General features: G+C 61.7%; 10 protein-coding genes. 9 read left to right on the plus strand and 1 reads right to left on the minus strand.

All coding sequences use genetic code 11. From position 1 onward, the window contains the following. Positions 1 to 5 precede the first annotated feature (5 nt). The 8 genes from pepP (at position 6) to gcvH (ending at position 8,816) form a co-directional block, all read left to right on the plus strand. Positions 6 to 1,340 (plus strand): Xaa-Pro aminopeptidase, encoded by a 1,335-nt coding sequence (pepP, locus tag AB4N43_RS17930; protein WP_027926458.1) that lies wholly within the window; start codon positions 6 to 8, stop codon positions 1,338 to 1,340. Continuing rightward, entirely contained in the window at positions 1,337 to 2,524 is a 1,188-nt protein-coding gene (gene ubiH, locus AB4N43_RS17935) for a 2-octaprenyl-6-methoxyphenyl hydroxylase (protein ID WP_027926459.1), read from the plus strand. The genes pepP and ubiH overlap by 4 nt, the downstream gene beginning before the upstream one ends. Then, entirely contained in the window at positions 2,517 to 3,002 is a 486-nt protein-coding gene (locus tag AB4N43_RS17940; protein WP_027926460.1) for a DUF4442 domain-containing protein, read from the plus strand. The genes ubiH and AB4N43_RS17940 overlap by 8 nt, the downstream gene beginning before the upstream one ends. A 9-nt stretch (positions 3,003 to 3,011) precedes the next feature. Next, the gene (locus AB4N43_RS17945; protein ID WP_177327633.1) at positions 3,012 to 4,229 is read left to right on the plus strand and encodes a 2-octaprenyl-3-methyl-6-methoxy-1,4-benzoquinol hydroxylase; all 1,218 of its coding nucleotides are present in this window, start codon (positions 3,012 to 3,014) and stop codon (positions 4,227 to 4,229) included. 155 nt (positions 4,230 to 4,384) lie between these two features. Beyond that, the gene (locus tag AB4N43_RS17950; RefSeq protein WP_027926462.1) at positions 4,385 to 5,386 is read left to right on the plus strand and encodes an extracellular solute-binding protein; all 1,002 of its coding nucleotides are present in this window, start codon (positions 4,385 to 4,387) and stop codon (positions 5,384 to 5,386) included. Between the two features lie 140 nt (positions 5,387 to 5,526). Further along, a complete protein-coding gene (locus tag AB4N43_RS17955) occupies positions 5,527 to 7,143 on the plus strand; it encodes an ABC transporter permease (protein ID WP_027926463.1) in 1,617 nt (538 codons plus the stop codon). Between the two features lie 156 nt (positions 7,144 to 7,299). After that, entirely contained in the window at positions 7,300 to 8,382 is a 1,083-nt protein-coding gene (gcvT, locus tag AB4N43_RS17960) for a glycine cleavage system aminomethyltransferase GcvT (protein WP_027926464.1), read from the plus strand. Positions 8,383 to 8,432: 50 nt separating this feature from the next. Further along, the gene (gene gcvH, locus AB4N43_RS17965) at positions 8,433 to 8,816 is read left to right on the plus strand and encodes a glycine cleavage system protein GcvH (protein WP_059181987.1); all 384 of its coding nucleotides are present in this window, start codon (positions 8,433 to 8,435) and stop codon (positions 8,814 to 8,816) included. A 53-nt stretch (positions 8,817 to 8,869) separates the two neighbouring features. Here gcvH and AB4N43_RS17970 read toward each other — a convergent pair whose 3' ends face one another. Continuing rightward, the gene (locus AB4N43_RS17970) at positions 8,870 to 10,009 is read right to left on the minus strand and encodes a DegT/DnrJ/EryC1/StrS family aminotransferase (protein ID WP_027926466.1); all 1,140 of its coding nucleotides are present in this window, start codon (positions 10,007 to 10,009) and stop codon (positions 8,870 to 8,872) included. Positions 10,010 to 10,162: 153 nt separating this feature from the next. Between AB4N43_RS17970 and gcvP the strand changes: the two genes are divergently transcribed. Then, entirely contained in the window at positions 10,163 to 13,036 is a 2,874-nt protein-coding gene (gcvP, locus tag AB4N43_RS17975; RefSeq protein WP_027926467.1) for an aminomethyl-transferring glycine dehydrogenase, read from the plus strand. Positions 13,037 to 13,081 lie beyond the last annotated feature (45 nt).

Raw genomic sequence — 13,081 nt, forward strand, 5'->3', positions numbered from 1 at the left:
TGCCCATGATTCATATCCCGAAATCGGAATACAGCCGTCGCCGCAAGGCCCTGATGGCGCAGATGGAACCCAACAGCATCGCGATCCTGCCCGCCGCCGCGGTCGCCATCCGCAACCGCGACGTCGAGCACGTCTATCGCCAGGACAGCGATTTCCAGTACCTGAGCGGCTTTCCCGAGCCTCAAGCGGTCCTCGTGTTGATGCCGGGGCGTGCCCACGGCGAATACATCCTGTTCTGCCGTGAGCGCAACGCCGAACGAGAGCTGTGGGATGGTTTGCGCGCCGGCCAGGAAGGCGCGATCCGCGACTTTGGCGCCGACGACGCTTTCCCCATCACCGACATCGACGACATCCTGCCGGGCCTGATCGAAGGGCGCGACCGGGTGTATTCGGCCATGGGCAGCAACCCCGAATTCGACCGGCACCTGATGGACTGGATCAACGTGATCCGCTCTAAAGCGCACCTCGGTGCCCAGCCGCCGAACGAATTTGTTGCCCTGGATCATCTGCTTCACGACATGCGCCTGTATAAATCGGCGGCAGAAGTGAAGGTGATGCGCGAAGCCGCACGGATTTCCGCCCAGGCGCACATCCGCGCGATGCAGGCCAGCCGCGTGGGGCTGCACGAGTTCAGCCTCGAAGCCGAACTCGATTACGAGTTCCGCAAGGGCGGCGCGAAAATGCCGGCCTACGGTTCAATTGTCGCCGCCGGGCGCAACAGCTGCATCCTGCATTACCAGCAGAATGACGCGGTGCTCAAGGACGGAGACCTGGTGCTGATCGACGCCGGTTGCGAGATCGACTGCTACGCCAGCGACATCACCCGCACCTGGCCGGTCAATGGCAAGTATTCGCCGGAACAGAAAGCGATCTACGAGTTGGTACTGGCCTCGCAAGAAGCCGCCTTCGCCGAAATCGCCCCGAACAAACACTGGAATCAGGCGCACGAAGCCACGGTCCGGGTGATTACCACCGGGCTGGTGAAGCTCGGCCTGTTGCAGGGTGACGTCGACGAACTGATCGCCAGCGAAGCCTACAAAGCGTTTTACATGCACCGCGCCGGCCACTGGCTGGGGATGGATGTGCATGACGTCGGCGAGTACAAGGTCGGCGGTGAATGGCGGGTGCTGGAGGTCGGCATGGCGCTGACGGTGGAGCCGGGGATCTACATTTCCCCGGACAACCAGAACGTGGCGAAGAAATGGCGCGGCATTGGCGTACGCATCGAGGACGACGTGGTGGTGACCAAGACCGGTTGTGAAATATTGACCAAAGGCGTGCCGAAAACGGTCGCCGACATCGAGGCCCTGATGGCGCAAGCGCGGACACAAGCAGCATGAGCCGGGTCAATCTGGCAATCATCGGTGGCGGCCTGGTCGGCGCCAGTCTCGCCTTGGCATTGCAGGCCGGGGCTAAAGCGCGTGGCTGGAAGATCGTCCTGATCGAGCCCTTTGCTCCCGGCGATACTTATCAGCCGAGCTACGACGCCCGCTCCTCGGCGCTGTCCTATGGCGCCAAACAGATTTACCAACGGTTGGGTGTGTGGCAGGAAATCTCCCGCCGCGCCGAGCCGATCAAGCAGATTCATGTCTCTGACCGTGGACGCTTTTCCACCGCACGATTGTCGGCGATGGAAGAAGGCGTTCCTGCGTTGGGTTACGTGGTGGAAAACGCCTGGCTTGGCCAATGCCTCTGGCAAGGTCTGGACAAGGACGTGGTCGCCTGGCGTTGCCCGGCGGAAGTCACGCGCATGGAACCGCTGAGCGATGGCTACCGCCTGACCCTCAATGATGAAACCACCCTGGAATGCGACCTCGCGGTGCTGGCGGATGGTGGCCGTTCGGGCCTGCGCGAGCAACTGGGGATCGGCATCAAGAAGCGTCCGTATAACCAGAGCGCGCTGATCGCCAATATCACGCCGAGCGAAGCACACAACGGCATGGCGTTCGAGCGATTCACCGACGACGGCCCGATGGCGCTGTTGCCGCTGCCGGACAACCGCTGCGCCTTGGTCTGGACCCGTCTGGGTATGGATGCACAGCGGCTGGCCGCACTGGATGAAAAGAGCTTTCTCAGCGAGTTGCAGGGTGTGTTCGGTTATCGCCTCGGCACGTTGAAACAGGTTGGCGCACGTCATCTTTACCCGCTGACGCTGATCGAAGCGGAAGAGCAGGTGCGTCCACATCTGGCGATCCTCGGCAATGCGGCTCACAGCCTGCACCCGATTGCCGGCCAGGGTTTCAACCTGTCGCTGCGTGATGCCCAAGCCTTGGCGGAGGCCTTGTTGGCCAGCGAGAACGGGCCGGGCGACTTTGCCACCTTGCAGGCTTACCGCGAGCGCCAGCGTCTGGATCAAAACCTGACGGTGGGCTTCTCCGATCAGGTCACCCGATTGTTCGGCAGCACCCAGCCGCTGGTGTCGCTGGGCCGCAATCTCGGCCTGCTTGGTCTCGATCTGCTGCCGCCGGCCAAGCGCTGGTTCGCCCGGCAGGCCATGGGTCTGGGTACACGCCCCGATGCTTAAGTGGCTGACGAGCAGGTTCGGCAAGGCGCGGTTGATGCGTTGGTTCATGTCCTTTTACCCGCCGTACATGGGCGCCGGGGTTCGGGTGCGGCACATCAGCGATGACTTTCGCGACATCACGGTGTCCATGGGCCTGAGCTGGTACAACCGCAATTACGTCGGCACCCAGTTCGGTGGCAGCCTGTATTCGATGGTCGACCCGTTCTACATGCTGATGCTGATGGAAAACCTCGGGCACCGTTACATCGTCTGGGACAAAGCCGCTGACATCGATTTCATTTCGCCGGGCAAAGGCCCGGTGTTCGCCAGATTCCGCATCGACGAGACCTTGCTCGACGAGATCCGTCGGCAAACGGCCGATGGCGAAAAGTACCTGCCGCAATTGCAGGTCGATATTCACGACGGCGCCGGCACCTTGGTGGCGCGGGTCGAAAAAACCCTTTACGTGCGGCTCAAGCCGCAAGCGAGACAGGTTTAAAGCATGGACATGCGCGCAGATCTGCTGATTGTCGGGGCCGGAATGGTCGGCAGCGCCTTGGCGCTGGCGTTGCAGGACAGCGGGCTGGAAGTCCTGTTGCTGGACGGCAGCCCCCTGAGCGTCAAACCCTTCGATGACCAGGCACCGTTCGAACCGCGAGTGAGCGCCTTGTCGGCGGCCAGCCAGCGGATTCTCGAACGCCTGGGCGTGTGGGACGGCATTGCCAAACGACGCAGCAGCCCCTACACCGACATGCACGTCTGGGATGGCAGCGGCACCGGGCAGATCCATTTCTCGGCCGCCAGCGTGCATGCCGATGTGCTTGGGCACATCGTCGAGAACCGAGTGGTTCAGGACGCCTTGCTTGACCGTTTGCACGACTGCGATCTCGGGATGCTGGCCAATGCGCGTCTGGAACAGATGCGTCGCTCGGGCGATGACTGGCTGCTGACCCTGGCGGACGGCCGCACCTTGCGCGCACCGTTGGTGATTGCGGCGGACGGCGCCAACTCGGCCGTTCGGCGCCTGACCGGCATGGCGACGCGCGAGTGGGACTATATGCACCACGCGATTGTCACCAGTGTGCGCAGCTCCAAAGCGCATCAAATGACCGCCTGGCAGCGTTTCACCGACAACGGCCCGCTGGCGTTTTTGCCGCTGGAGCGTGATGGGCAGCAGGATTGGTGTTCGATCGTCTGGTCGACCACACCGAGTGAAGCCGAACGCCTGATGGCGCTGGACGACGACGGCTTTTGCCGCGAGCTCGAACGCGCCTTTGAAGGGCGACTCGGCACCGTGCTCAGCGCCGACCCGCGTCTGTGCGTGCCGCTGCGTCAGCGTCACGCCAAGCGTTATGTGGCCGAAGGCCTGGCATTGATCGGCGACGCGGCGCACACCATTCACCCGCTGGCCGGGCAGGGCGTGAACCTTGGTTTCCTCGATGCAGCCGTGTTGGCCGAAGTACTGCTGCAAGCGTTTGAGCGCGGTGAACGCTTGGCGGATGTCAAAGTGCTGAGCCGTTACGAGCGCCGGCGCATGCCGCACAACCTGGCGTTGATGGCGGCGATGGAAGGGTTTGAGCGGTTGTTCCAGGCTGATCCGCTGCCGGTGCGCTGGTTACGCAATGCCGGGTTGAAGATGGTTGAGCAGATGCCCGAGGCCAAGGCGTTGTTTGTGCGTGAGGCGCTTGGGTTGACCGGGGATTTGCCGGCGTTGGCCAAGGCCTAGGTATTGGGTGAGGCTTATGGCCTCATCGCGAGCACATTCGCCGCAGATTTCTGACGATGCAACATCTGGTAACGCCTCCGCGAACTGATTGATTGAGAAGCTAAATGTGAGTCCTTATCATTTGGCCTCACTTTTTCAATCGAGAGATCGCTCCCATGTTGCCGAAGCGTCTACTGACCGCACTCGCCCTGTCCCTGATTGGCAGCACCGCCGCCCAGGCCGCTGACGAGGTGGTGGTTTACTCCTCGCGTATCGACGAGCTGATCAAACCGGTTTTCGACGCCTACACCGCCAAGACCGGGGTGAAGGTGAAGTTCATCACCGACAAGGAAGCGCCGCTGATGCAGCGCATCAAGGCCGAGGGTGAGAACGCCACCGCCGACCTGCTGCTGACGGTCGATGCCGGCAACCTCTGGCAGGCCGAGCAAATGGGCATCCTGCAGCCATTCACCTCCCAAGTGATCGATACCAACATTCCGCTGCAATACCGCGCTGCCTCCCACGCCTGGACCGGCCTGAGCCTGCGGGCGCGGACCATCGCTTACTCCACGGATCGCGTGAAGCCGGGCGAACTGACCACCTACGAAGCACTGGCCGACAAGAACTGGGAAGGGCGCCTGTGTCTGCGCACGGCGAAGAAGGTCTACAACCAGTCCCTGACCGCCACCATGATCGAAGTCCACGGCGCCGAAAAAACCGAGAAAATCCTCAAGGGTTGGGTGAGCAACCTGTCCACCGACGTGTTCTCGGATGACGTCGCAGTGCTGGAAGCGATCAACGCGGGTCAATGCGATGTCGGTATCGTCAACACCTACTACTACGGTCGCCTGCACAAGCAGAAGCCTGATTTGGGCGTGAAACTGTTCTGGCCGAACCAGGCTGACCGCGGTGTGCACGTCAACCTGTCGGGTATCGGCCTGACCAAACACGCGCCGCACCCGGAAGCGGCCAAGGCACTGGTGGAGTGGATGACCACTCCTGAGGCGCAGAAGATTTTCGCCGACGTGAACCAGGAATTCCCGGCCAACCCGGCGGTGGCGCCTTCGGAAGAAGTGGCGGCTTGGGGCAAGTTCGTGGCCGATACCCTGCCGGTGGAAGTGGCCGGCAAGCGTCAGGCCGAAGCAATCCGCATGATGGATCGCGCTGGCTGGAACTGACATTGCTGCTGATCGTTCCCACGCCCTGCGTGGGAATGCCTCTTCCGACGATCCGCGTCGAAGCGTGACGCAGAACGTCACAAAATATGTGCCCACGCAGAGCGTGGGCACAATCATTTAACATTTTCTAGAGAACCCCTTTGGCCCACCCCGCCCAACGTCGCTGGTATCCCCTGGTCTTCGCCATCGCTGCGCTGGTCCTGTTGCCCCTCAGTGTTTTACTGCTGTCCTGGCAAACCATCGATCAACAGATCTGGTCCCACCTCTGGGCCACCCAGATGCCGCGCCTGTTGGGCAACACCCTGACCCTGATAGTCGGCGTCGGGGTTGGCGTCACGCTGCTGGGCGTCAGCCTCGCGTGGCTGACCAGTCTCTGTGAGTTCCCCGGCCGGCGCTGGCTGGACTGGGCGCTGATGCTGCCGTTTGCGATTCCGGCGTACGTACTGGCGTTTGTCTTCGTCGGCCTGCTGGATTTCGCCGGCCCCGTGCAAACCCTGATGCGCGAGTGGTTTGGCACGGGCCTGAGGTTGCCGGGCGTGCGCTCCACCGGCGGGGTCATTGTCGTGCTGGTGCTGGTTTTCTATCCCTACGTCTATCTGCTGGCCCGTACGGCGTTCCTCGCCCAGGGCAAAGGCTTGATGGAAGCCGCCCGGGTGCTCGGCCAGTCGCCGTGGCAAGCGTTCTGGCGAGTGGCCTTGCCGATGGCGCGCCCGGCCATCGGCGCAGGGGTGGCATTGGCGTTGATGGAAACCCTGGCGGATTTCGGTGCAGTGTCGGTGTTCAACTTCGACACGTTCACCACTGCGATTTACAAAACCTGGTACGGGTTCTTCAGCCTGTCCACCGCCGCCCAACTGGCCAGCCTGTTGCTGCTGGTGGTGATGGTCGTGCTGTACGGCGAACGTCGTGCTCGTGGGGCCAGCCGGGCGAGCAACGAACGGCCGCGGGTCAAGGCGCTGTATCACCTGCGTGGCTTCAAGGCGCTGGCGGCGATGAGCTGGTGCGGCCTGGTGTTTGCCTGTGCGTTCGTCATCCCGATGCTGCAACTGCTGGTGTGGTTTTGGCTGCGCGGGCGTTTCGATCTGGATGAGCGTTACACCGGACTGATTCTTCACACCTTGTACCTGGGCGGCATGGCGGCGCTGATCACGGTCAGCGTTGCCTTGGTGTTGGCGTTTGCCCGGCGCCTCGCACCGACCCGAACGATCCGCTCCGGCATTGGCCTGGCCAACCTGGGCTATGCCTTGCCGGGTTCGGTATTGGCGGTGTCGATCATGCTGGCGTTCAGTTACCTGGATCGCGAGCTGGTCATCCCGCTGTCCGGCTGGCTAGGCGGCGCTGGCAAGCCTTTGCTGCTGGGCAGTCTCTCGGCGTTGTTGCTGGCCTATCTGGTGCGTTTCATTGCGGTGGCATACGGGCCACTGGAAAGCAGCCTGGCGCGTATACGGCCATCTTTGCCCGAAGCAGCACGTAGCCTTGGCGTCAGTGGGCCACGACTGTTTTTCAAGGTGTATCTGCCGTTGTTGTTGCCGGGCACGTTGAGCGCCGCGTTGCTGGTGTTCGTCGATGTGCTCAAGGAAATGCCCGCAACCCTGCTGATGCGCCCGTTTGGCTGGGACACGCTGGCCGTGCGGATCTTTGAAATGACCAGCGAAGGGGAGTGGGCGAGGGCGTCTTTGCCGGCACTGACGCTTGTTTTGGTCGGCCTGTTACCGGTCATCGGATTGATTCGACGTTCGGCGCATCGAAACAGCTAGGTGCCAGTCCTACACCTTGCGGCTACAATGCGCGGCATTCGGTGCGGTCCGTCTGACAGACCCGGTAGCTGAAATCGGCTGAAAGCCTTCTAGTTCAAGGTTTTCACCCCGTGCAGCGCCTGTCCGCACCTTCGCCACGCCCGGAAGGAGAAACCCATGGGACAGCGTACGCCTCTGTATGACCTTCATCTCGCCCTCGGCGCGAAGATGGTCGATTTTGGCGGTTGGGATATGCCTCTGCATTACGGCTCGCAGGTCGAGGAACACCACCAGGTGCGCCGCGATTGCGGGGTTTTCGATGTATCCCACATGACCGTGATCGATATCAGCGGCCCCCAGGCCAAGGCCTGGCTCCAGCACTTGCTGGCCAATGATGTCGAGCGCCTGCACAGCCCCGGCCGTGCTCTTTACAGCACCATGCTCAATGAGCGCGGCGGCATCGTCGACGACATGATCGTCTATCGCCTCGACGACGGTTATCGCCTGGTGGTCAACGCCTCCACCCGCAATCAAGACCTCGCCTGGATGCAGGCTCACCTCGACGGCTTCGATGTTCAGCTCAACGAGCGTGCAGAGCTGGCGATGCTGGCGATTCAAGGCCCGCATGCCCGTCAAAAAATCTGCGAACTGGTCTCCCAGGCCCGCAGCAATCTGATTCAGCTGCTCAAGCCCTTCGAAGGCCAGCCGGAAGGTGACTGGTTCATCGCCCGTACCGGTTACACCGGCGAAGATGGATTGGAAATCGTTCTACCGGCTGATCAGGCACCGGGTTTTTTCAACGATCTGGTCGGCGCGGGCATTTCCCCCATCGGCCTTGGGGCGCGGGATACCTTGCGGGTCGAAGCCGGCATGAACCTGTACGGTCAGGACATTCATCAAGATGTATCGCCACTGGCGTCCAATATGGCCTGGAGCATTGCCTGGGAACCGGCCTCTCGCCAGTTCATCGGGCGCACCGCCCTAGAGGCCGAACGGGCCGGCGGCGTACAGCACAAACTGGTGGGACTGGTCCTTGAGGAGCGAGGGGTTTTGCGCGCTCATCAAGTGGTCCGCATCGCCAATGTTGGCGAAGGGGAGATCACCAGTGGTAGTTTCTCTCCTACGCTTAGCAAGTCGATAGCACTGGCGCGCGTGCCGATGGCAACTGCCGACCGCGCAGAAGTGGAAATCCGTGGCAAGTGGTACCCGGTCCGAGTGGTCAAGCCGACCTTCGTACGCCATGGCAAAACCTTGATCTAACCTTTTTTGGCGGACTAAAACCGCTGACATTTTTCTTGAGGACACAGAACATGAGCGATATTCCTGCCGACCTGCGTTTTGCCGAAAGTCACGAATGGGCCCGCCTGGAAGCCGACGGCACCGTCACCGTGGGCATTAGCGATCACGCGCAGGAAGCGCTGGGTGACGTGGTGTTCGTTGAGCTGACCGAAGTGGGCAACAAGTTTGCGGCTGGAGATCAGGCAGGCGTTGTTGAATCGGTGAAAGCCGCCTCCGACATCTACTCCCCGATTGCCGGTGAAGTGATTGCGGTCAACGGAGAACTGAGCGCAACTCCGGAATCGCTCAACTCCGCCCCGTACAGCGCGTGGATCTTCAAGCTCAAGCCCAGCAACACCGCGGACCTGGAAAAACTGCTCGACGCCGCCGGCTACAAGGCTGCGATCGGCGAATAGTCCCCGCTCTGCGAAATCGCTGTGGGAGCGAGCAAGCTCGCTCCCACAGGTGTTTAAGGCTTTAGAACAGCCTTGACCGCCGCCACCGAACGCTCGACATCCGCTTTGCTCATCGCCGTGAACATCGGCAACGAGACAATCAAGCGGCCGACCCGCTCGGCGACCGGGAACATGCCCTCCTTGAAACCGCGCTCGCGGTAAAGGCTCAGCAAGTGAATCGGCGGGTAGTGATAGCCGATACCGACGCCCAACGCCTGCATCTGCTCCATGAACGTCGCCCGTGCCGGCAGGCCATCCCCGCGCTCCGGCAACACCAGCTGGAACAAATGCCAGTTGCTGTTCTCGAAATCCGCCGGGGGCAGTTGAGCCCCGTATTGCGCCTCGAAAACCTCACCAAAACACGCGAAATAGTGCCGGGCCAGTTCACGGCGATGGGCCGTGATGGCTTCGATGTGAGCAAATTGCCCAAGGCCGATGGCCGCCGCGACGTCGGTCATGTTGAACTTGCCGCCCAGCACATCGACATCCAAACCATCGAAGCCGCTGCGGGTCACGCCCTGCAAACGGTACTTCTGCGCCAGTCGCACTTCCTCATCATTGTTCAGCACCAGGCAGCCGCCCTCTGACGAGGTGACGTTCTTGTTCGCCTGGAAACTGAAGGACACGAAGTCGCCGGTCGAGCCGATGCGCTGGCCGTTCCAGCTGGAGCCCAGCGCCTGGGCCGCGTCTTCCAGCACCCGCAGGTTGTACTGCTTGGCCAGTGCGTAAAGGCGCGTCATGTCCACCGGCAGTCCGGCGAGAAATACCGGCAGGATCGCTTTGGTACGCGGGGTGATGGCGGCTTCGAGTTGAGCCAGGTCGATGTTGCGGGTGACCGGGTCGATATCGGCAAACACCGGGGTGGCGCCGACTTCGAGAATGACGTTGGCGGTGGCCACCCAGGAGATCGGCGTGGTGATCACTTCATCGCCCGGTCCGATCCCGGCAATGCGCAGGGCGATTTCCATGGTGCAGGTGCCGGAATTGAACGTGAGCACCGGGCGCCCGCCAAAAAATGCCGAGAGTTGTTGTTCAAAGGCCTGGACCTTGGGGCCGCTGGTAATCCAGCCCGAGCGCAACACGTCGCCGACCGCGGCAATCGTCGCTTCATCGATGGTGGGTTTGGAAAACGGCAGGAAAGGCAGTGGGCTCATAAATTCAGGCACCTGATCAGCGGACATTTGGCAGATGCCGAGCATGATGTCTGCAATGGTCGTCGGCGCCAAGCCATCCGCCCGGATATCGACTGCTATGCTGGTTTGACCGTGTTGCATCGACGTTGAGCGCCAGTCAAGAGAGAGCCCGTCATGTCCCAGTTGCCGTCCTTGAGCCAGTTACGCGACCCCAATGCCTTTCTGCGCCGCCACCTCGGGCCCGATGCCGTCGAGCAGCAGGCCATGCTTGACAGCCTCGGCCTCGGCAGCCGGGTCGAATTGATCGAGCAGACGGTGCCGCCGGGTATTCGCCTGAACCGCGCGCTCGACCTGCCGCCCGCCCTCGATGAACAAGCCGCGCTCGCCAAGTTGCGCGGTTACGCCGAGCAAAACCAGGTCTGGACCAGCCTGATCGGCATGGGCTACCACGGCACCCTCACCCCGACCGTGATTGTGCGTAACGTCCTGGAAAACCCCGGTTGGTACACCGCGTACACGCCTTATCAGCCAGAGATTGCCCAGGGCCGGCTCGAAGCGCTGCTGAACTTCCAGCAACTGACCATCGACCTCACCGGCCTGGAACTGGCCAACGCGTCCTTGCTGGATGAAGCCACCGCCGCCGCAGAAGCGATGGCGCTGGCCAAGCGAGTCGCCAAGTCCAAAAGCAATCTGTTCTTCGTCGACCAGAACTGCCATCCGCAGACCATTTCGGTGGTGCAGACCCGCGCCGAAGGCTTCGGTTTCGAGCTGATCATCGACACTGTGGATAACTTGAAACAGCACCAGGTGTTCGGTGCCCTGCTGCAATACCCCGACACCCATGGCGAGATCCACGATCTGCGGCCGTTGATCGATCACCTGCACGCGCAGCAAGCCCTGGCGTGTGTTGCCACTGATTTGCTGAGTTTGCTGCTGCTGACTCCGCCGGGAGAGTTGGGCGCCGATGTGGTGTTCGGCTCATCCCAGCGTTTTGGTGTGCCCATGGGCTACGGCGGGCCGCACGCGGCATTTTTTGCCAGTCGCGATGAATACAAACGGGCGATTCCCGGGCGGATCATCGGCGTGTCCAAGGATGCTCGCGGCAATGTTGCCTTGCGCATGGCCCTGCAAACCCGCGAGCAACATATCCGCCGGGAGAAGGCCAATTCGAACATTTGCACTGCTCAGGTGTTGCTGGCCAACATCGCCAGTTTCTACGCGGTGTACCACGGACCTGAAGGGCTCAAGCGCATTGCCCAGCGTGTGCATCGCTTGACCTGCATCCTCGCTGCCGGCCTTGAGCGGCACGGCGTCAGCCGTCTCAACAGGCATTTCTTCGACACCCTGACCCTGGAGGTTGGCGGCACCCAGACCGCGATCATCGAAAGTGCTCGGGCGGCGCAGATCAATGTGCGGATTCTGGGGCGAGGACAGTTAGGGTTGAGCCTCGATGAAACCTCAGACGAGACCACCGTCGCCAAGTTGTTCGATGTGTTCCTTGGCGCCGATCATGGTTTGAATGTCGACGATCTGGACGCCGAAACGCTGGCGTCCGGCATTCCTGACGGGCTGCTGCGCGCCTCGCCTTATCTGCGTCATCCGGTGTTCAATGCGCACCACAGCGAAACCGAGATGCTGCGTTACCTCAAGCAACTGGAGAACAAGGACCTCGCCCTCAACCAGTCGATGATCCCGCTGGGCTCCTGCACCATGAAGCTCAACGCCACCAGCGAGATGATCCCGATCACCTGGCCGCAGTTCGCCAACCTGCACCCGTTCGTGCCGAAGGAGCAGGCCGTGGGGTATTCGCTGATGATCGAAGAGCTGGAACGCTGGCTCTGCGCGATCACCGGTTTCGATGCGATTTGCATGCAACCCAACTCCGGCGCCCAGGGCGAATACGCCGGGTTGCTGGCGATCCGCAAATACCACGAGAGCCGTCACCAAGGGGCGCGGGACGTCTGCCTGATTCCGTCCTCGGCCCACGGCACCAACCCGGCCTCGGCGCAAATGGCCGGGATGCGCGTGGTGATTGTCGAGTGCGACGAAGCCGGCAACGTTGATCTGGATGACCTCAAGCAAAAAGCCTCGGAGGCGGGGGACAAACTCGCGTGCCTGATGGCGACGTATCCATCGACCCATGGTGTCTACGAGGAAGGCATCAGCGAGATGTGTGAAGTTATCCACAGCCACGGCGGTCAGGTGTACATGGATGGCGCTAACCTCAACGCGCAAGTCGGCTTGGCTCGCCCGGCGGACATTGGCGCCGATGTGTCTCACATGAACCTGCACAAGACCTTCTGCATTCCCCATGGCGGCGGTGGGCCGGGCATGGGGCCGATTGGTGTGCGGGCGCACCTGGCGCCGTTCGTGGCCAATCACCCGGTGGTACCCATCGACGGGCCGTTGCCGCAGAACGGCGCAGTGAGCGCGGCGCCCTGGGGCAGTGCGAGCATTTTGCCGATCAGCTGGATGTACATCGCGATGATGGGGCCGCAACTGGCAGACGCCAGCGAAGTGGCAATCCTCGCCGCGAATTACCTGGCGCAGCATTTGTCCGGTGCGTTCCCGGTGCTCTACACCGGGCGCAACGGGCGGGTGGCTCACGAATGTATCCTGGATCTGCGGCCACTGAAGGCGCTGACCGGCATCAGTGAAGAAGACGTTGCCAAGCGTTTGATGGATTACGGTTTCCATGCGCCCACCATGTCGTTTCCCGTGCCGGGGACGTTGATGGTCGAGCCGACCGAAAGTGAATCAAAAGCCGAACTGGACCGGTTTATCGGAGCGATGCTGAGCATCCGTGCGGAAATCAGCGAGGTGGAAAACGGCAACTGGCCAGCCGAGGACAATCCGCTGAAGCGTTCGCCACATACTTTGGCGGACATCACCGGAGTGTGGGAGCGGTCGTACAGCATCGAGCAAGCGGTGACGCCGGATGCGCACACCCGACAGCACAAATACTGGCCGGTGGTGAATCGGGTGGATAACGTTTACGGCGACCGGAATCTGTTCTGCGCCTGTGTGCCTGTCGACGATTACCGCTGAGATCCCGAATTCACTCCTACAGGGGGGATTTGTGTTTGGGCAAAA

The organism is Pseudomonas sp. S2_B07 (genome assembly GCF_054668435.1).